Annotated in this window: 17 protein-coding genes; 13 read left to right on the top strand and 4 right to left on the bottom strand. The window is 38.9% G+C overall.

The features are described from left to right. Window positions 1–34: 34 nt before the first annotated feature. On the top strand, window positions 35–994 hold the full coding sequence (locus IGK77_RS11125) for an ornithine cyclodeaminase family protein (RefSeq protein ID WP_074800269.1): 960 nt from the start codon (window positions 35–37) through the stop codon (window positions 992–994). Window positions 995–1,001: 7 nt separating this feature from the next. Further along, window positions 1,002–1,784: a PhzF family phenazine biosynthesis protein gene (locus tag IGK77_RS11120; RefSeq protein WP_071867305.1), complete on the top strand. Its 783-nt coding sequence runs from the start codon at window positions 1,002–1,004 to the stop codon at window positions 1,782–1,784. A 235-nt stretch (window positions 1,785–2,019) separates the two neighbouring features. Here the strand turns inward: IGK77_RS11120 and IGK77_RS11115 are convergent, their stop codons facing one another. Together IGK77_RS11115 and IGK77_RS11110 are read right to left on the bottom strand one after the other, a co-directional pair. Beyond that, entirely contained in the window at window positions 2,020–3,123 is a 1,104-nt protein-coding gene (locus tag IGK77_RS11115) for an alpha-hydroxy-acid oxidizing protein (protein WP_438713188.1), read from the bottom strand. A 238-nt stretch (window positions 3,124–3,361) separates the two neighbouring features. After that, a complete protein-coding gene (locus IGK77_RS11110; RefSeq protein ID WP_074800274.1) occupies window positions 3,362–4,129 on the bottom strand; it encodes a DeoR/GlpR family DNA-binding transcription regulator in 768 nt (255 codons plus the stop codon). 170 nt (window positions 4,130–4,299) lie between these two features. On the opposite strand from IGK77_RS11110, the gene ulaG reads away from it, so the two are divergent. The 11 genes from ulaG to IGK77_RS11055 all read left to right on the top strand — a co-directional run bounded on the left by ulaG (window position 4,300) and on the right by IGK77_RS11055 (window position 17,748). Continuing rightward, window positions 4,300–5,361, top strand: coding sequence for an L-ascorbate 6-phosphate lactonase (gene ulaG / locus IGK77_RS11105; protein ID WP_074800277.1), 1,062 nt, complete (start codon window positions 4,300–4,302; stop codon window positions 5,359–5,361). Window positions 5,362–5,530: 169 nt separating this feature from the next. Continuing rightward, window positions 5,531–5,986: a PTS sugar transporter subunit IIA gene (locus IGK77_RS11100; RefSeq protein WP_071867309.1), complete on the top strand. Its 456-nt coding sequence runs from the start codon at window positions 5,531–5,533 to the stop codon at window positions 5,984–5,986. A 182-nt stretch (window positions 5,987–6,168) separates the two neighbouring features. After that, a complete protein-coding gene (locus IGK77_RS11095) occupies window positions 6,169–7,659 on the top strand; it encodes a PTS ascorbate transporter subunit IIC (RefSeq protein ID WP_074800282.1) in 1,491 nt (496 codons plus the stop codon). Window positions 7,660–7,674: 15 nt separating this feature from the next. Then, window positions 7,675–7,986, top strand: coding sequence for a PTS sugar transporter subunit IIB (locus IGK77_RS11090; RefSeq protein WP_071867311.1), 312 nt, complete (start codon window positions 7,675–7,677; stop codon window positions 7,984–7,986). Then, window positions 7,987–8,628 (top strand): 3-keto-L-gulonate-6-phosphate decarboxylase UlaD, encoded by a 642-nt coding sequence (locus IGK77_RS11085; RefSeq protein ID WP_019722444.1) that lies wholly within the window; start codon window positions 7,987–7,989, stop codon window positions 8,626–8,628. It begins immediately after the preceding gene. A 1-nt stretch (window position 8,629) separates the two neighbouring features. Continuing rightward, the gene (locus IGK77_RS11080; protein WP_071867312.1) at window positions 8,630–9,481 is read left to right on the top strand and encodes an L-ribulose-5-phosphate 3-epimerase; all 852 of its coding nucleotides are present in this window, start codon (window positions 8,630–8,632) and stop codon (window positions 9,479–9,481) included. A gap of 170 nt (window positions 9,482–9,651) precedes the next feature. Further along, on the top strand, window positions 9,652–10,722 hold the full coding sequence (locus tag IGK77_RS11075; protein ID WP_071867313.1) for an ABC transporter permease: 1,071 nt from the start codon (window positions 9,652–9,654) through the stop codon (window positions 10,720–10,722). Between the two features lie 15 nt (window positions 10,723–10,737). Continuing rightward, window positions 10,738–11,406, top strand: coding sequence for an ABC transporter ATP-binding protein (locus IGK77_RS11070; RefSeq protein WP_034687532.1), 669 nt, complete (start codon window positions 10,738–10,740; stop codon window positions 11,404–11,406). 17 nt (window positions 11,407–11,423) lie between these two features. Beyond that, on the top strand, window positions 11,424–11,999 hold the full coding sequence (locus IGK77_RS11065) for a TetR/AcrR family transcriptional regulator (protein ID WP_071867314.1): 576 nt from the start codon (window positions 11,424–11,426) through the stop codon (window positions 11,997–11,999). Window positions 12,000–12,529: 530 nt separating this feature from the next. Further along, window positions 12,530–15,118: a glycosyl hydrolase family 18 protein gene (locus tag IGK77_RS11060; protein ID WP_071867315.1), complete on the top strand. Its 2,589-nt coding sequence runs from the start codon at window positions 12,530–12,532 to the stop codon at window positions 15,116–15,118. 347 nt (window positions 15,119–15,465) lie between these two features. Beyond that, window positions 15,466–17,748, top strand: a complete 2,283-nt coding sequence (locus IGK77_RS11055; RefSeq protein WP_438713187.1) for a glycosyl hydrolase family 18 protein — start codon at window positions 15,466–15,468, stop codon at window positions 17,746–17,748. A 127-nt stretch (window positions 17,749–17,875) separates the two neighbouring features. On the opposite strand, the gene IGK77_RS11050 is transcribed toward IGK77_RS11055, so the two are convergent. Then, complete coding sequence (locus IGK77_RS11050) at window positions 17,876–18,775, bottom strand: N-acetylmuramoyl-L-alanine amidase (protein ID WP_065095681.1); 900 nt, start codon at window positions 18,773–18,775, stop codon at window positions 17,876–17,878. 82 nt (window positions 18,776–18,857) lie between these two features. Next, window positions 18,858–19,772, bottom strand: a complete 915-nt coding sequence (gene rnhC / locus IGK77_RS11045; protein WP_074800287.1) for a ribonuclease HIII — start codon at window positions 19,770–19,772, stop codon at window positions 18,858–18,860. Window positions 19,773–19,967 lie beyond the last annotated feature (195 nt).

The raw sequence follows: 19,967 nt of genomic DNA, 5'->3' as shown, positions 1-19,967 counted from the left end.
TCGAACGCTAGGATAGAAAAAAAGGAGGGGAAATATGCAAATCATCGATAATCATGAAGTAATCACTCATTTTAGTTTTACAGAAGCAATCAAAGTAATGGAACAGTGTTTTGAAGATTTTCAAATGGGGAAGATTTCTCAAGAGAAGCGAATGGTCCAACAATTACCAGATGGAGAGGAACAAAATATCTTTGCGATGATGCCCGCTTATTTGGGAAGGAACCGGTACTTTGGTTCAAAAATCATCACGGCTTTTCCCAACAATCACAAACAAAAGCTACCTTCACATTTAGGTGAAATCATACTCTTCGATTCAAAAAACGGACAACCCGTCGCGATGATCGATGCGAATGCCGTGACTTGGATACGGACAGCAGCAGTTTCAGCATTAGCCACGGATTACCTAGCAAAGTCATCAGCAGATACACTCACATTGATTGGAACAGGGCAACAGGCGGTTTCACATCTAGCCGCAATTACCTGTGTCCGAAAGATTCACCGTGTGTTTGTCTATGATTTAGATGAAACACGACGAAAACAATTTATTCTAGAACAGCAAAATAATTATCCAAAACTGCGTTTTATTGATTGTCCGACATTGGCTGACGCGACTATGGAAGCAGATATTATCTGTACTTTAACACCTAGTAAGTATGCTTTTTTATCAAAAAAAGAGGTTAAATCTGGCGCACATATCAATGCAATCGGAACATTTACACCAGATACCCGTGAATTAACAAGTGATTTGATGGCATCTGGGCAACTGTATGTAGATGATTACCAAGCGGTCAAAAGGGAAAGTGGCGACTATTTGATCCCCTTGTCAGAAGGAAAAATTGATCAGACAAACATTCTCGGTTCTCTAGGTGAATTAGTCACCCATCAGAAAACAGGGCGTACAGAAGAACGAGTGATCACGATCTTTGATGCGGTTGGCTTAGCAGTAGAAGATTTATGTTGTGCCGAATATATTTATCAAAAAGTAAAGGAGTAGTCTATAAATGAATTTACCCTATTATATAGTTGACGCTTTCACTAATGAAGTGTTTAAAGGAAATCCTGCTGCGGTCTTTGTGTTAGAAGAATGGTTACCTGATGATACTATGCAAAAAATCGCCATCGAAAATAACCTATCCGAAACCGCCTTTACCGTAAAAAAAGAGAAGGGCTATGAGTTACGATGGTTTACTCCTGATCGTGAAATCGACTTATGTGGTCATGCGACTTTAGCAACTGCATTTGTATTGTTCCATTTCTATGGCATCAGTGAATCCACGATTTCATTTTCAACGCAAAGTGGTCACCTATTTGTCACACAAAAAAAGGGGGAATATGCGATGGATTTTCCAAGTATATTACCGCAATCGATCGCTATATTACCAGAATACGAGCAAGTGCTTGGTGCAAACATAAAAGAGGCTTATCTAGCAAGGGACTTATTTTTTGTTTTAGAAGACGAAGAGACAGTGGCAAATCTGATGCCTGATTATACTGCAATGAGGGAATTAGAAGAAGGGATCGGCGTGATCGTCACAGCCGAAGGAAAGAACCAAGATTTTGTTTCTAGGACCTTTTTCCCAAAACTAACGATCAATGAAGATCCAGTATGTGGCTCGGCACATGCGAATTTGATTCCTTATTGGGCACAAAAGCTTGGAAAGGATGACTTGGTTGCTCAACAACTTTCTGCCAGAGGCGGGTTCTTGACTTGCGAGTGGCTAGGTGAACGCGTGATGATCAGTGGCGAAGCAACGTTGTTTGCAAAGGGCGAAGCGTATATTTAGATAATCCATCTAACAACATTTATAGTGAGAGGTATACTTAGTTTTTTATAAAAGTAGCGAGCATGATAACAGTATCCAATACCGCTAAATAAGCCAGAAGACCCGAAATTTGTATCAATTTCTGGGGCTTCTGGCTTATTTCTGAAGGAGTTACTTTTTCTGACTGTTTATTCGGTTTTAAGAGTGTCGATTGGCTAAGATTATAGCTGTCATTTCTATTTAAGTTTTTTTTGATTTAGTAGAAACGATTTTCCCGTAATGTCACATTTTTGATATCTTCGACGGTTTGGGTTCCAGCTAATTGCATCACCATTTCTAGTTCTTTTTTGAAGAAGTCGAATACTTGTTGGATGCCAGTACTTCCACCAAGAGCTAAACCATAGATAGCAGGGCGACCGATTGCGACTAGATCGGCACCAGAAGCAATTGCTTTAAAGACATGCTGACCACGACGAACACCACTATCAAAGACGATAGGGACACGTTTGTCGACGGCTTCTGCTACATATTTCAAAGAATCAAAGGCTGCTGGCCCACCATCTAATTGACGACCGCCATGATTCGATACCCAGATGCCATTTGCCCCCGCATCTAATGAACGATAAACATCGTCTTCTGATTGCACACCTTTAACATAAACGGGTAAGTCAGAATGAGTAGCAATAAATTCCACATCTTTTGGACTTAACTTTTGTTTTGAGGACTTATAAACTGCGTCCATCGTTTGTCCGACCCCTGATTGATAGGCTTGAACGATCGGCATTGCCAAAGGAAAAGTGAAACCATTGCGAAGGTCTGTTTCTCGATTACCACCAACGGTTGCATCAGCTGTCAAAACGATTGCTTTTGCGCCATTACGTTTGGCCATCTCTAGAATATCTAAATTGATCCCATTGTCTTTACTCATGTAAAACTGGAACCATTGTGGTGCGTCTGGACCACCGGCCTCGCGGATTTCTTCTAATGTGCATGAAGCGTAAGAACTCGCTGTATAAATCGTATGAAAATCGGCAACTCCTTTTGCTGAAGCTTTTTCTGCATGTGTATGAGCTAAACCATGAGCTGCAATAGGCGCCATGATGATTGGCGCAGTCAATGTTTCTTGGTCAAAATAAGTCGTTGTATCTGGAATTTCGACGTCTTTTAAAACATGAGGAATAATCAATTGATGATTGAATGATTGCACGTTTTCTTTATACGTAAAGAGATCTCCAGCACCACTACTGATATAACCGTATCCGCCAGTAGGAATCACTTGAGCTGCTGCCATTTCTAAGTCTTCTGTATTGATAAAACTGATTTGCCCTTCTTGTGAGCCAGCTTGATAAATCATTTCCATAAAACAAACCCTCTTTCTTAATATCGATCAATAAATAATATTGCTTTTGTCAGCGTTTACATTTTTATACTACGCCTTGTTTTTAAAACAGGCAAATAATCTGTTTTATTTTATATAACCGAACGAAGAGTTACTGCTATGCAACAGTATAGTCACGCTTTGAATACTTGACTAAAAGAAGAAAACCGAATGATATCTGTTTTTTATCTGTTAGCAACTTTGACGAAATTTTTTTTTTTTACAAACTTACTCGAATAACAGTGACACCTAGTTGTTCGATTTTTTTGGCAAGTTTAGGTGAACAATGCTGATCAGTGATCAAGTAATCAAAGGCTGAGACATCAGCAATCTTAAACTGTGAAGTCCGGCCAATCTTACGATGGTCTGCAACAAGGATACGACATTTGATACTCTTTTTGATCATCCATTCGTTGATTTTAGACTCGTTTAAAATTTTTGTTGTCACACCATTTTCTAAATCTACTCCGCTACATCCAATAATACAGACGTCTGCATTCATATCTGCCAATGTGCGAGCGGCAATATCTCCTACCAAAACTTCTTTTGGTACGCGTAACTCGCCACCAGTGAGAATATACGTATAATTTCCTTGTCTGACAGAAGAAACAACCTTTAGATTATTCGTTACGACGGTGACATGATTCGATTCTAAATAATCTAGTGCAGCTAAGGCAGTGGAACTTGAATTGATAAATACTGTGGCATAGTCTCCGATATATTGACTGGCACAACGAGCGATTTGATGTTTGATCCACGTTGGTCCTGAAAGATCAAAATTTGTTTGATTGTCATAATTGAAAAGGCAATAGCCATGTTCACGAATAATCTCATTTTTTTCTTCTAAAAATCTAAGGTCTCGACGAATGGTGCTGAGTGATACGTGAAGCTTTTCAGACAGTTCAATCGTGGTCATTTGTGTGTGCCTTTGTAATAGATCAAGAATTTCATTACGTCTTTTTTTAATCGTCAACAGAGAATTTTTCATTGTTATCCTTCCTTTTCAATCAATTTTTTCTCTATATGACTAATTATAGCTAAACGAGCATAAAAAAATGGAAACGATCACATAAAGTAATAACAGTCATATAAAGCTATTCCAATCATTTTGATAGCGCTTTATCATTTGTATATACCTAATAAAGAGGAGGATGGCACATGAATATAACAGAAGTAACAAAAGAAGGTTGGCTGCGTTCGACCTTTCCAGAATGGGGAACCTATCTGAACGAAGAAATCGAAATGGAACAAGTAAAAGAAAAAAGCGTATCTATATGGTGGCTAGGATGTACAGGTATATGGCTGAAGACACATGAAGGTACAAATATCCTTTGTGACTTATGGTGTGGGACAGGAAAACGAACACACGGGAATGGACAGATGAAAAAAGGCCACCAGATGATGCGTATGAGCGGTACAGAAAAGATGCAACCGAATTTACGGACACAACCTTTTGTGATCGATCCATTTGCAATCAAAAATGTGGATGCATTAGTGGTAACACATATCCATTCTGATCATCTGGATATCCACACTGCCGCAGCTGTTCATCAAAATTGTCCGGAGGCGCTATTTATTGGCCCCAAAGCAGTAGTGGAAACATGGCTCTCTTGGGGGATACCAAAAGAAAAGACCCAAGTAGTCAAACCCGGTGATATCGCTTTGATCAATGAAGTAGAGATCGTTGCGTTGGAAGCCTTTGATCGGACGGCATTGATCACACATGATGATCCTAATGTGCAATTAAAAGATCAGTTACCACAAGAAATGGATACGATCGCTGTCAATTATCTTTTCAAAACATCCGGAGGGACGATCTACCATGCAGGTGATTCTCATTATTCCAACCTCTTTGCCAAACATGGCAATGAACATCATATCGATGTTTGTCTAGGTGCATATGGTGAAAATCCGCGTGGTATCACTGATAAGATGACCGCCAGTGATTTGTTGAGAATGGCAGAATCGTTAAGAGCTCAAGTGGTGATTCCGGTCCATTATGATATTTGGTCAAATTTTATGGCTGATCCTAACGAGATCACTCAATTATGGCGCATGAAAAAAGATCGATTGGCTTATCAGTTTTCCCCTTATATTTGGCAAGTAGGGGGGAAGTATACGTACCCAGATAACAGACAAGACTTGGCATTCAATTTCGATCGAGGCTTCCATGACGTCTTCACCCAAGAAAATGATACGCCGTTTCCATCATTTTTGTAGGAGCCAAGAGATATATGACAATAAATCAGCTGAACTGAGAATTTTTTAACAAAAGCAAAAGCGAGGAGGGAGAACGTATCAAAGCAAGTGAATGTAAGACAAAGTCATCTCTTGATAAGAATGCGCTATTGTCAAACAAAGGATTGCCTGCTTGATACTGTTTGTAAATATGTTGAGATATTTCTATGAGAATGACTTAGTCAATTATGTGGAAACTACGATAAATGATTGGCGAGTAGCAATCGAGGAGAGCAGTCGTCACTTATTAGAAAAAAGAATCATTGATCATGTATATGTAGAAGAAATGATCCGCAATGTCGAAGAACATGGGGCATATATCCTGATCGCCCCACACGTTGCGATGCCTCATGCCATGCAAGGTGGCTCACATGTTTTTGATACGACGATTTCATTTACCAAAATGAACGTGCCAGTTCCTTTTGAGGAAGGGACAAAGTCTGCCAGCCTTTTCTTCACCTTAGCAGCCAAAGAGCCAAAGCAACACCTAGAAAATATTCAATCATTATCAGAATTACTGATGCAAGACGGGTTGATCGAAGAATTGCTTGCGACAGAAACAATCGAAGATTATCAAATGGTCATGGAGAAATATGAACCAATATAGGTAGAAGCAGTCTTTTGCTTGATAAGTATGGTCAGCGAGGACCATTCGGTACAAAGCAAATAGATATAAAAGATAAATTATCAACTAAAAAATACGATGTAAGGGAGGGAGTCCGTTTACATGAAAACTATGATATCTAGCATCGTTTGATGATTTGTTCTGGTTTTTGGTAACGGAAAAATATGGGAGCTATCTTGATGGAGATATGGACGTATTTTGCGACAAATATTTTAACACAGCCGGCTTATTTGATCGGTTCGATCGTTTTATTAGGGTATGTACTTCTTGGCCGACCATTATACGAATGTATAGCTGGATTTTTGAAAGCCACTGTAGGTTATCTGATTTTAGCTGTTGGTTCAGGTGGATTGGTGAACAATTTCCGACCGATCTTAGTTGGTTTAAAGGATCGTTTTGATCTTGAGGCGATGGTGACTGATCCCTACTTTGGCCAAAATGCTGTAGATGCAGGATTGATGGAGACTTTTGGGCGAACATTCAGTGATGTGATGATTTTATTATTGATTGCATTTGTGTTGAATATCCTGTTAGTTCGTTTCCAAAAATATACGAAGTTGCGAGCTGTTTTTACGACAGGAAATGTCCAGATCCAGCAAGCAGCTACAGCTTTTTGGATCTTACTTTTCTGTTTTCCTGAATTAGGAAGAGTAGAAGTATTAGTATTTATGGGAATCATTTTAGGGTGTTACTGGGCAGTTGCTTCTAATTTAACTGTTGGTGTGACACAAGAATTGACAGACGGAGCTGGTTTTGCGATTGCGCACCAACAGATGTTTGGGGTGTACCTATTTTCTACCTTAGCGAAGTGGTGGCAAAAGAGTAGTCGTAAAAAAAGTGGGAATAGAAAAGCCGATAAAAAGCTTGAAGATATGGAGCTTCCGGGGTTCTTATCCATTTTCAACGAAAATATGGTGGCGACTTCGTTATTGATGCTGTTCTTCTTTGGCATCATCCTATTAGTATTAGGACAGGAGTATTTGATTGAGGCAGAATTTATGGTGGCAGGACAAAGTTTTGTATTCTACGTACTGACCACTTCTTTGAACTTTGCTGTGTATTTAGCTATTTTACAACTTGGTGTCCGAACCTTTGTGGACGAGTTGACACAATCTTTCCAAGGAATCTCAAATACTATTTTACCAGGAGCTGTGCCAGGGATCGATGTGGCTGCAACTTTTGGCTTCGGATCACCAAATGCAGTCACGATCGGATTTTTATTTGGGGCATTAGGACAATTCTTGATGATCATCTTATTGATCGTCTTCCGATCACCAACGATCGTGATCGCTGGATTTATCCCACTATTTTTTGATAATGCGGTCATCGCTGTGTTCTCTAATAATCGTGGTGGGTTCAAGGCAGCATGTTTGTTCCCTTTCTTATCTGGACTGATCCAAGTCGGTGGTTCTGCAATCTTTGCGACATGGATCGGGTTGTCTAGTTACGGAGGATACATTGGGATGTTTGATTGGGCGACTGCTTGGCCAATCTTTACTGTTTTGATGAAATTTTTTGGTTATGTAGGTGTTGCACTAGTAGTCATCGGTTTGTTGCTAATTCCGCAACTACAATATCGAAAAAATCCAGAAGGATATTTTTTGATTGTTGAGGATTATCAAAAATATAAAGAGAAGTTTGGAGACAGTAATTAATAGGAGGGAAAGTAAATGAGAATTTTAGTTTCATGTGCCAATGGTTCTGGTACAAGTTTAATGATGATGCGTAGTGTAGAAAAGGCAATGAGAGAATTAAATATTACAGTGAGTAAAATCCATCATTGCCCGATCTCTGAAGGTAAAAGTTCGGCAAGTCAATATGATGTTGTCTTTACGCCACTCAATTTTATGCCGATGTTCATGCAAGCAATTGAGCGAGGTGTGACGGTCGTGGGGATCAAAAATGTGATGTCACCTACTGAGATCTGTGAGAAATTCAAAGAAACAACATTGTACAAAGAATTGAAATCAAAGGAGAATTAGATGAAACGACCAAAATTACAAATTGCTCTGGATCATAACACGTTAGCGTCTGCGTTGGCAGATGTGAAAAAAATTGGAGAAATCGTCGATGTGATCGAAGTAGGCACCATTCTTTGTCTTCAAGAAGGAAGCAAACCAATCGAATGTATGAGAAAAATGTTTCCAGAAAAAACGATCGTTGCGGATACAAAATGCGCCGACGCAGGAGAAACTGTGGCTGGGAATGTCGCGCAGGCTGGGGCAGATTTTATGACAGTGATCTGCTGTGCCTCCCTTGCTACCATGCAAGCCGCACAAAAGAAAGTCAAAGCGCTTCAAGTAGAATTATACGGAGAATGGACGATGGAACAAGCAAAAAAATGGCGAGAAATTGGGATTTCTCAAGTCGTCTATCACCAGAGTAGGGATGCTTTGTTAGCTGGGGAAGTTTGGGGAGAAAAGGATCTGAAGCTCGTCCAACAATTGATCGATTTAGGTTTTCAAGTATCAGTAACTGGTGGGCTGTCAATTTCAACGTTAGCCTTGTTCCAAGGGATGCCGATCTTTCATTTTATTGTCGGTCGAGGATTGACGGCATGTGCAGATCCGATCATACAAGCCCAAGCATTCCAAAATGAGATCAAGCGACTGTGGGGAGAATGAGATGGCGAGAATCGGACTTTATGAAAAGGCACTACCTAGCGGATGGTCGTGGCAAGAGCGGTTAGATGCAGTAAAAGAATTGGGGTTTGATTTTTTGGAATTATCGATTGACGAAAGCGAGGAACGATTGGCTCGTTTAGATTGGACGAATGAACAAATCGCTGAGTTAAAGGAAGCGATTGCGTCTTCGGGGATTGCTATCCATTCCCTTTGTTTGAGTGGACATCGGCGTTTTCCATTCGGCTCAGTAGATATCAAAAAACAAGAAAAAGCCTTATGTATGATGAAAAAGGCAATACAACTTGCGTATCGGTTAGGCATCAGGATCATACAAGTGGCGGGATACGATGTATACTATGAAAAAAAATCAATAGAGACAAGAGAAGCATTTATCAGAGGATTGCGTGCCAGTATCAAGGAGGCAGCACAGTTTGGGATAATCTTGTCGATTGAAGTCATGGATGACCCATTTATGAATTCCATTCGTAAATTCATGGAGATAAAAAAACAACTCCCTTCTCCTTATTTACAAGTGTATCCTGACTTAGGAAATCTATCAGCGTGGCCAGAAAATAATGTGGCGATTGAACTTGAACAAGGCATCGAATATATTACTTCGATCCACCTAAAAGATACGCAACCCGTAACAGCAAGTAGTAAAGGTAAGTTCAGAGACGTTCCGTTCGGTCAAGGTTGTGTGGATTTTTCTGGATTATTTAAAACATTGAAACGTGTAAATTATGAAGGGCCATTCTTGATTGAAATGTGGAGTGGTCAGGATCAGGATTATGAAAGTCAGATCTTACAGGCGAAAGATTATCTATTGCCAAAGTTAAAAGAATCGGGATTTTAATCTTACTTTTTTGGTGGAATATGTAAACAAACGATTGAAATATTCCTTATTGAATGTGATCAACTCAATTGTTTTCTCTTTTATTGATTATTCTGAGCAGATTATTCCTCTAAAAATTTATCAAGTGATAAGATATATTTATCAGTTGATAAATTTTTAGGGGGAATTTTATGTTTTTAGCATTAAATGAAATCATTCATTCAAAATTACGCTATGCCTTAGTGACAGGCGTCATGTTTCTAATTGCGTACCTTGTCTTTTTTTTGACAGGATTAGCCTATGGGTTGGCACAAGACAATCGAACTGCTGTAGATAAATGGGAGGCAGATACCATTGTTTTATCAAAAGACGCCAATACAAACTTAGGGATGTCGATGATCACGAAAAAGATGGCAGAAGAAGTGAAAGGTGATCAAGTAGCTTATTTAGCTCAAACACCTGGAGTAGTCACGAGTCCAGATCGTCCAGATGCTGATAAAGTCAATGTTAGTTTTTTTGGAATCGATCAAAACCAATTCATCATGCCGAATATCGTGGAAGGAGAAGAATTCCAGTCAAACGATGAAGCAGTCGGTGATATCAGTTTAAAAGAAGAATATGGCTTGGACATTGGAGATACGATCAAATTATCAGGAAGTGACAAGACATTTAAATTGACTGGATTTACGGAGAATGCCAAATTCAATGTCTCTCCTGTCGTTTATACAACGATCAATGCGTACCAAGAGATACGGTTTGAGAAACAGGACGCAACTGATAACGCTCGTATCAATGCAGTGGTCGTGCGAGGAGATGTGGAGAGTTTACCGGATGATTTAGAGAAAATCAGTATTTCGACATTCATCAATGAACTACCAGGATACAATGCACAAGTATTGACATTTGGTTTCATGATTGGCTTCTTGATCGTAATTGCAGCGATCGTGATCGGTATTTTCATCTATGTATTGACTATGCAAAAAATCAATATTTTTGGTGTACTGAAAGCCCAAGGAGTGACTGGTGGATTTATTGCACGTTCAGTAGTTGCACAAACGTTCTTACTTTCATTTTTCGGTGTTGCTCTTGGATTGTTTGGAACATTCGTTACTTCACTTGTTCTACCAGATGCTGTCCCGTTCCAAAGTAACTGGTTGTTTTTCGGTGTGATTAGTGTGATGATGTTGATCGTTGCTATTTTAGGGGCTCTCTTCTCTGTTAGAACGATCGTAAAAATTGATCCATTAAAAGCAATCGGATAGAAAGGAGAATGGGAAATGAAAGCAATTGAATTTATAGATGTTGAAAAAAGTTTTAAAGATGGTGATCAAACCGTTCAAGCATTGAAAAAAACAAATGTCAGTGTTGATAAAGGGGAGTTTGTCGCAATCATTGGACCATCTGGTTCTGGAAAGAGTACCTTCTTAACGATTGCAGGCGGTTTACAGACACCAAATAAAGGAACTGTCAAAATCAATGGAGAAGATTTTAGTGAACAACCGGAGAAAAAACGAGTAAAATTACGGTTCAAGGAAATTGGATTTATTCTTCAAGCTTCCAATCTAGTTCCATTTTTGACCGTCAAAAAACAATTAGTATTGGTCGATAAGATCAAGCATGAAAATCGACAAGAGGAGGCGAAAGAATTATTCCAACAACTTGGTGTGGATAAACTCCTTAATAAGTATCCAGAAGATCTTTCGGGTGGGGAACGACAAAGAGTGGCAATTGCTCGAGCGCTATATAACGATCCTTCGATTATTTTGGCAGATGAGCCAACAGCTAGTTTGGATTCAGAAAAAGCAGTAGAAGTCGTAGATATTTTAGCGAAAGAATCCAAGGAAAAAAATAAAGCAATCATAATGGTCACTCATGATACCCGACTTATTGACAGATGTGATAAAGTATTTATGATAGAAGATGGTGTCTTCCGGGAAAAAAAATAAGTCAGAGGGTGTAAAAGTTGGTCCATCGATACAATAAGGATACACAAGAGAAAATTTTAAAAGAAGCCAATCGTTTGTTTATGTCAAAAGGTTATCAAGGAACGTCAACACGTGAGATTGCTAAAAATGCTGGAATCACGCAACCAAATCTTTATCATTACTTTAGCGATAAAGAAAAGTTATATTGTGCAGTCTTAGAAGAGCATTTGAGTACTGTAGGGACAGACTTAAGAGCAATCTTAGAAGAGAACAAACTTGATTTTAAACAATCTTTGACTAAAATGACGAAGTATCTGATCGATACCCATCTTTTAGACCTATTTATGATGCATCATGATTTAAAATCAAACCTTTCTGCCGAGACACGAAATCATCTTTTTACCTTGTGGAAAAAAAGTTATCGTGAACCATTTGAAGTGATTTTTTCGACAAATCAATCTTTGATGCGCGCTCATGTTACGACAGAAATGGCTGCAAAGCACTTTTTTCTTCTGTTAGCACCATATATCACCGAATCTTCTAATTCACTTGAAAACCCATTTAGTGTGGAACGACTGATCGATTTATACCTTCATGGGGTGGTAGCTGATTAAATGCGGTGGTGGCAGAAGTGACCAGCTCCGAGAAATAAGCCGAGAAACCCAAAAATTGTTTTTCAAATTTTGGGTTTCTCGGCTTTTTATGAAGGAGTTACTTCTGGAACATCGTTTATTTGATTTTTAAGATTAGAAACAAAAATGAATTTAATTTCTTGTCCTCTACACTTTTTTGTTATTATATTTTCTTGGATTGTTATTTTTTAATTAAAATAATGAGGGATATTTAATTTTTCAGGCAATTGAGAAAAAGAGGTGAAAAGCAAGTGATATAAAGATTTTTAATAATAACGATTATAAATTAGTTAAATAACCAAGGTGATTTAATTTGTTTTTTAAATAATTTTAGGAAAACGGTTGAAAAAGCCATTTTCAGGTGATAATATTCTGTTAGCAACAAAAGCTTCACTGAGTTTAACTCACTATTTTAGAGAAATAGAGGGGGAATGAATAACATATTTTCGTGTTAATTGTGTTACATAATTGTTTTTTGAAAAGTGAATAGTGTAAAAAGGGGAGAATTAAAAATGAAAAGTGTTAAAAAAATTGGGTTGGCAGCAATGTTATTTTCTTCTGTTGTCTCAACGACGCTTCCGACAATTGGGGAATTGTCTATCGTCAATGCAGAAGAAATCCAACAAACAGAACAACAAGCAACTTATAGAAACGTAATGTACTATGGTGACTGGTCGATTTGGGGCGGCGAAGGTAACTTTTATCCAAAAGATATCCCAGCAGATCAATTGACTCACTTGAATTTTGCCTTTTTAGATTTTGATAGTGATGGCGAACTAGTCTTTACTGATGCAGACGCAGCGACAGGCGCTCCTGTAGGATTACCGGGCGTACAATGGAACTCTGCTAGTTCTGGTATCTTAAATGCGATTCAAGATTTACGTGGAAAAAATCCAAACATGAAAATTGGTGTTTCATTAGGTGGTTGGTCTAAATCAGGAGATTTCTCTGAAGTAGCAGCAAACCCTACGAAACGTAAGAACCTTGTAGATAATGTAGCAAAATTCATTAAATACACAAATATGGACTTTGTCGATGTTGACTGGGAATTCCCGGCAGATGTACGTCAACCAGATCTAGTGGATAACGTAAATGACGAAGGAACACCAAATGCAAAACCTGAAGATAAAGAAAATTACATAAAATTATTAGATGAAATTCGCGAAACAATTGATAAACAAGGCGAAGAATTAGGGAAAACATATGAACTATCTGTTGCATTGCCAGCAGCTCAAGGTAAATTAGATTCAGGTATCGACGTGAAACGACTATTTGATGTTGTCGATTTCGCAAACATCATGACGTATGACTTAACTGGCGCATGGTCAGATACAAGTGGTCACCATTCAGCACTTTACGGAAATCCGGCTGATCCTAATTATGATGAAGGCTTCTCAGTAGATCAAACAGTAGAATACCTACGTGAGAAAGGTGCGGCGTCAGAAAAAATCGTTATTGGGGCAGCATTCTATACTCGTGGATGGAACGAAGTGGCAAAAGGGGATAATGAAGAGGCACCGGGATTATTCCAAAAAGCAGAATTATCAAGTCAAGATGCCGATCAAACACCAAGTTATGGAGCGAAAAATAAAAATCCATTAAAAGTAGGTGACGGTGGACGTGCTAGTGGTGTATGGCCATACCGTGATATTGAAACGTTACTTGGTGATACATCTGGATTGAAAGAGTATTGGGATGACGTAGCGAAAGCACCATTTATGTACAGTGAAACAACTGGTGAATTCTTTACTTACGAAAATGAAAAATCAGTGACTTATAAAGCTGAATATGTAAAAGAAAACCAACTTGGTGGAATCATTTCATGGCAACAATCACAAGACAAAGAAACAACTGGTACAAAACGTGATGAGTTGACCAATGCAATCAAAGAAGGATTGTTAGGTAGTGAGAAACTTCCAGAATTTGAAATCAAGAGCACACCATTGAATGTGGATGTTGAGATCTCAACTTATACACAATATGGCGTTAGTGGTTACGACGTAAAAATTACCAACAATGAAAAAATGGAAGAAACTTCTTCTGTATTGAAATTAGTTGAATTTTCACAAGAAACAATCAAATTACCTAAACTAGTGATTCCAATGGCGACAAATGAAAAACTTGGCGCTGGCGATTACAAAGCAGGTACTGTAACAAATGTTGATGGCGCTGCAATCGTTGATTTGTCTTCTGTATATGATGGCAAAGAAATCGCACCAGGTGCATCTTATGAGTTCAGATTGAGTTCAAATGCTGCTGAAGCAGATGTCGCTGTTGACAATATCGACTCAATCACATTAAGCCAGAGAATTGGGGACGAAGGTATCGAAATCAATAAACAAGTGATTTTTGGTGAAGGTTCAACGACTGAACCAGGAACACCTGATACAGAAGCACCTTCAGTACCAACAGGACTTACAGCTTCAACAATCGGTGAAACAAACGTTTCTCTATCATGGACAAAATCAACTGACGACAAAGGGGTCGCAGGATACTACGTTTTCCGTGATGGCAAACAAGTTGGTCAATCAGCAACAACTTCATTTACTGACGCTGATTTAACTGCAGATACAGAATATTCATATACAGTAAAAGCATTTGACCGTGCGGGAAATGTTTCAGAAGAAAGTAAAGCATTAGTTGTTAAAACGTTAGAAAAAGCACCAGTAGATACAGAAGCACCTTCAATTCCATTAGACTTGAAAGCTTCAACGATCGGTGAGAAAAATGTATCATTGTCTTGGACTCGTTCAACTGACAATGTTGCAGTCGCAGGATACTATGTTTTCCGTGATGGCAAACAAGTTGGTCAATCAGCAACAACTTCATTTGCTGATGCTGGGTTAACACCGAATACGGAATACTCATATACAGTAAAAGCATTTGATGCAGCAGGAAATGTTTCAGAAGAAAGCAAAGCATTAGTTGTCACAACTTTAGAAGAAACAACTCCTCCAGCTGAAGGCGAATGGGATGCTAACAAAGTCTATGATTTAGGTGATGTAGTAACTCATAAAGGAAATACTTATCGTGCGAAATGGTGGACACAAGGTGATGAGCCAGGAACTGAACAATGGGGTCCTTGGGAATTAATTGGTTAATTTAGATAAAAAAGAACAGGGCAGCTTGCCTTGTTCTTTTTTTTATAATGTTATTCTGTCGTTGTTATTTATCTTATTTACTCGAATTTACCGAAAAAAACATGTTAGTTAAAAAATAAACAAAATCATATGGCTTAAAAATAACTTGAAAAGCGATAGGTGTAATCGGTTCCAATTAGTTGCATTAAAAATAAATAAATGTTAAATTCATATTTGTAAGACGTTTCTAATTGAATTATAGTTGATTTCTAATTTTAGAGGAGTGATAAAATAACTTTTTAACCTGTGATTTGGACGCGCGTGTTTTTCCGTAAATAAACTGATAAAAAAAAGGAGATGAGATTGATATGAAAAGAATTAAGAGTATTAGTTTAGTTGCTTTGTTATTTTCTTCGATTGTTTCAATGACTTTACCAGCATTTAATGAGTCACCAGAGGTTCATGCTGAAGAGGTGCGGGAAACTCAGGTCGCGCCTTATCGCAATGTCATGTACTATGGCGATTGGTCGATTTGGGGTGGAGAAGGAAATTTCTATCCTAAAGATATTCCAGCTGATCAAATCACTCATTTGAATTTTGCCTTTTTAGATTTTGATAGTAATGGCGATTTAGAATTTACAGATACGGATGCTGCTGTTGGTGCGCCTGTAGGACAAACAGGGGTTCAATGGAATTCAGCAAGCTCGGGTATCTTGAATGCGATCCAAGATCTACGTGGGAAAAATCCCAATATGAAAATTGGTGTCTCTTTGGGGGGCTGGTCTAAATCAGGTGATTTTTCTGAAGTAGCGGCTGATCCAGTGAAACGACAAAATCTAGTGGAAAACGTCACCCGATTCATCAAATATACGAATATGGATTTTGTTGATGTCGATTGGGAGTATCCTGCAGATGTTCGACAACCTGACTTGGTAGATAATGTCAATGATGAAGGAACGCCATATGCAGTACCTGAAGATAAAGAAAACTATATCATTTTGCTAAATGAGATTCGTGAGTCGATTGATGAACAAGGCGAAGAACTAGGAAAGACCTATGAATTATCAGTTGCGCTACCTGCATCTCAAAGTAAATTATCTTCAGGGATAGACATTGATGGTTTATTTGAAGTTGTTGATTTTGCAAATATCATGACCTATGATATGAACGGTGGTTGGGGAGACCGCAGTGGACATCATACAGCGCTTTATGGGAATCCTGCTGATCCTAATTATGACCAAGGACTTTCGGTAGATCAAACGGTTCAGTTTTTAAGGGATGAAGGTGCGCCAGCTGAAAAAATCGTGATTGGGGCAGCTTTTTATACTCGTGGTTGGCATGAAGTAGCAGAAGGCAATAATCCGTTACTACCGGGATTGTTCCAAACGGCTGAACAGAGTAATCGAAATGCTGACCTAACGGCAACATACGGGGCAAAAAATAAAAGTCCATTAGTTGTAGGGGATGGTGGTAGAGCCGGTGGTGTCTGGCCTTATCGAAATATTCCAGATTTGATCAGTGCAACGAGTGGATTGACTGAATACTGGGATGATGTAGCGAAGGCCCCTTACATGTATAGTACAGAAACTGGCGAATTTTTCAGTTTTGATAACGTACGCTCGATCGGTTATAAAACACAATATGTACAGGAAGAACAATTAGGCGGTGTGATTTCTTGGATGCAATCACAAGACAAGGAAACGACAAGTACAAAACGTGACGAACTGACGAACGCGATCAAAGAAGGATTATTTGGGAATACGCCATTACCGCAGCACGAAATCGTTAGTACACCATTAGACATCTCTGTGGATATCACCCCTTATACAGAGAATAATGTAAGCGGGTACGAAATCACAGTGACAAATAATGAAACATTGACAGAATCATCTACTGTATTAAGCGCTGTTGAGGCTGCACAGAAAACAGTCAAGTTGCCTAAATTTACGATCGACTTGAATAGCAATGAAACATTAAGTGCAGGAAACTATAAAGCTGGAACTGTTTCTATGGATAATGGCACAGTGACAGTTGATCTATCTTCCGTTTATGATGGCAGAGAGATTGCGCCTGGGGATTCTTATGATTTCCGATTACAATCTGATACGTCACAGGTTTTGGTTGATCATATTGATACGATCACTTTAAGTCAACGAATTGGGACTGAAGGCATTGAAATCAATCACCAAGTGATCTTTGGTACAGAAGCGCCAGACCCATCAGATGTTGAGGCACCGTCGATTCCAACAAATGTTGCAGCGACAACGATCACTACAACAGAAGTGACATTGAACTGGATGGCTTCGACCGATAATCAGCGAGTAGCAGGTTACTATGTTTACCGTGATGGACAATTAGTCGGACAACCAAGAACACCAACATTTACAGATACGGGATTAACACCTGATACAGAGTATACGTATACTGTCAAAGCATTCGATGCGTCAAGCAATGTTTCGGCTGCTAGTCAATCAGTGATCGTTCAAACCTTGGAAGACAGTGTGCCTGGATATGCGGCATGGGATTCAGGAACAGTCTATCTTATGGGAGATAGAGTCACTCATCTAGGCAATACGTATCAGGCAAAATGGTGGACACAAGGCGATGAACCTGGAACTCAACAATGGGGACCATGGGAATTGATCAATTAGATCGTTTAAATATAAACAGATTCAGGGGTGACCATTTACTGACAACTGGTTGCTGATGAAATTGAAGAACCTCGTTGGGCTTGATGAAACATCAATACCTAACGAGGTTCTTGCGTCTAGAAAAAAATTACTGATTGAAATAAGTGAGTAGCGCTTGTGTGATCGATTGCGCCAACTGTTGTTGATAGTTAACGGTAGCCAATGTAGCTAAATCTTCGTCATTATTCATATAGCCCATTTCGATCAAGAGGGATGGCTGAAGGTTTTCTCTTAACACCTGATAGTTCCCTGTAGCAGTTCCACGAGATGTAATGGGCAGATCCGCCAGTTCATCAGAAACAGTTTCCGCTAGACGTTGGTCTCTATTGTAATAATAATAAGTGGTGGTACCAGTTGCTTCATTGGGCGATTCAGTCGAATCAGCATGTAAGCTGATAAAAAGGTCAGCGGCTTTTTCTTCGCTAAATGAACAGATGTCATCTAAAGAAATGTAGTCATCTGTTTCATGTGTTAAATAAACCGTTGCGCCAGCGGCTTCTAAACTCGTTTGTAACTGTTTTGCGGCAGCGAGTGTCACTGTTTTTTCTTCTGTATGTCCATCTGTGCTAAGCGCGCCTGTATCGTCGCCTCCGTGTCCAGGATCTAGTACGATCACTGCTTCTGATAGGTCACTCGGTAGCTCTTGTGTCGAGCGAGTCAGTGATGAGCCGTCCGTAAGTGATAAATAGCCCGTTTCACCATCATTCGTGGTAATTTTGTAGGCGTTGGCTGTAGTTGAAAGAAGCGTAACCAGTTCACCAGCGTTGACGGAAATAAGCGGTTCACTTAATGACGAATCTGCATACAATGTGGCATCTTCTTTTCCGATTTTTATGAGGGTCTCTGAAGAAGAATCAGTTGTTATGATGCTAGAGACACTGTTACTTGTCTGTTGTCTCGCATTTGTTTCTTGATTGCTAAGACCAAATTTGAAAAGGGCAATGATCCCGATTATACATAAAATAATAATAATTCGCATTTTTTTCATCGTTTTCACCTCTTGAACATGAGGATAAACAACAAAACTTAAATCGAACTTAAAGAAAAGCGGAACAAGCTAAAACGGATAGTTAGTTGACTAATTTTTTGGCTTTTTCTGTATTCGCAAAATGCAATTTTGCATAGTTTGCTAACAAGGCTTCGCCACCTTTTTTTAAAATCGTTGCAGCGACTTGGTCGGATTTTGTACCTGCACCAGAAGGAAGCGTGAGACCAAGTTCAGCAGATTCTTTGTCCAACTCTTCTAAAAAGCTTGCGCGACTAATGATCGAAGCGGCAGCAACAGCTAAATGATATTGTTCACCTTTTGTAACAAAGTAGAGTTTTTCGGTGAGTTGATTTTTTTCTAAACGCGCGTATTTTTTAAAGTTGGCTTCCGGTGTGAACTGGTCGATCAAAATAGCATCCGGCTTGACTGGTGCTATTTTTTGTAACAATAAGTGGATAGCTTGATTGTGTAAAGTGACCTTCATTCTCACTGCATTATACGTAGGTTGGATCTCATTGTATTTTTTTGGTGGCAAGACCAGTAATTGATATGGGATCGTTTCCTTTAATACTTTGGCTAATTGAATGATTTGTCCATCTTTTAATTCTTTTGAATCTTTGACGCCTAACGTGCGTAATTCTTTCAATTGTGTTTGATCGACATAGGCAGCACAAACAGTCAGTGGGCCAAAGTAACTACCGTTGCCGACTTCGTCACTCCCTAAAACAGATAGTGTTTGTAGATCTTTGGGTAAGGAAGAAGAATTAGTTTGTGTCGCTTTTTTTGCTGTAAGTGGATTTCCCCATTTTGCTGCTTCTTGTTCGGCGCCGGTGCCTTGAAACATCACTTTTCCAGAAGTATAGGCAGTGATCGTTGTGCCATTTTTTTTTGCTGAAAAAAGAGTATATGGAATCGGTTTTTGTACTAGAAATGGGCGATACGCCTCTTTCATCTTATTCATTTGATTTGTCGTTACTTTTAAGATAATGTTACTCATGTTTTCCTCCTGTTGCGATCCAGTCGTAAGAAAAGTTGTATTTGACTAGATCCAGCTGATTTGAAATCAATGCACACATAGCATTTTTGCAAAGTTTATCATATAATAGTAAAGTATTTATAATGAAGTTTTTCGTGTACGGTTAATTGCTTAACTATATGGTACACTAGTTAATATTTTTGGCAATAGGAGGAG

This window comes from Enterococcus sp. DIV0806c (assembly GCF_051710905.1).
Lineage (GTDB): Bacteria > Bacillota > Bacilli > Lactobacillales > Enterococcaceae > Enterococcus_B > Enterococcus_B mundtii.
Note: the sequence above shows the minus strand (reverse complement) of the source record. Positions and strands in the feature narration are given on the sequence as shown.

Excerpts from the sequence above, each read along its gene's own strand:
- IGK77_RS11110 (WP_074800274.1), bottom strand. The coding sequence starts at position 4,129 with ATGAAAAATTCTCTGTTGACGATTAAAAAAAGACGTAATGAAATTCTT.
- IGK77_RS11095 (WP_074800282.1), top strand. The coding sequence starts at position 6,169 with ATGGGAGCTATCTTGATGGAGATATGGACGTATTTTGCGACAAATATT.
- IGK77_RS11085 (WP_019722444.1), top strand. The coding sequence starts at position 7,987 with ATGAAACGACCAAAATTACAAATTGCTCTGGATCATAACACGTTAGCG.
- IGK77_RS11055 (WP_438713187.1), top strand. The coding sequence starts at position 15,466 with ATGAAAAGAATTAAGAGTATTAGTTTAGTTGCTTTGTTATTTTCTTCG.
- IGK77_RS11115 (WP_438713188.1), bottom strand. The coding sequence starts at position 3,123 with ATGGAAATGATTTATCAAGCTGGCTCACAAGAAGGGCAAATCAGTTTT.
- IGK77_RS11080 (WP_071867312.1), top strand. The coding sequence starts at position 8,630 with ATGGCGAGAATCGGACTTTATGAAAAGGCACTACCTAGCGGATGGTCG.
- IGK77_RS11050 (WP_065095681.1), bottom strand. The coding sequence starts at position 18,775 with ATGAAAAAAATGCGAATTATTATTATTTTATGTATAATCGGGATCATT.
- IGK77_RS11075 (WP_071867313.1), top strand. The coding sequence starts at position 9,652 with ATGTTTTTAGCATTAAATGAAATCATTCATTCAAAATTACGCTATGCC.
- IGK77_RS11125 (WP_074800269.1), top strand. The coding sequence starts at position 35 with ATGCAAATCATCGATAATCATGAAGTAATCACTCATTTTAGTTTTACA.
- ulaG (WP_074800277.1), top strand. The coding sequence starts at position 4,300 with ATGAATATAACAGAAGTAACAAAAGAAGGTTGGCTGCGTTCGACCTTT.
- IGK77_RS11120 (WP_071867305.1), top strand. The coding sequence starts at position 1,002 with ATGAATTTACCCTATTATATAGTTGACGCTTTCACTAATGAAGTGTTT.
- IGK77_RS11100 (WP_071867309.1), top strand. The coding sequence starts at position 5,531 with ATGTTGAGATATTTCTATGAGAATGACTTAGTCAATTATGTGGAAACT.
- IGK77_RS11070 (WP_034687532.1), top strand. The coding sequence starts at position 10,738 with ATGAAAGCAATTGAATTTATAGATGTTGAAAAAAGTTTTAAAGATGGT.
- IGK77_RS11060 (WP_071867315.1), top strand. The coding sequence starts at position 12,530 with ATGAAAAGTGTTAAAAAAATTGGGTTGGCAGCAATGTTATTTTCTTCT.
- rnhC (WP_074800287.1), bottom strand. The coding sequence starts at position 19,772 with ATGAGTAACATTATCTTAAAAGTAACGACAAATCAAATGAATAAGATG.
- IGK77_RS11090 (WP_071867311.1), top strand. The coding sequence starts at position 7,675 with ATGAGAATTTTAGTTTCATGTGCCAATGGTTCTGGTACAAGTTTAATG.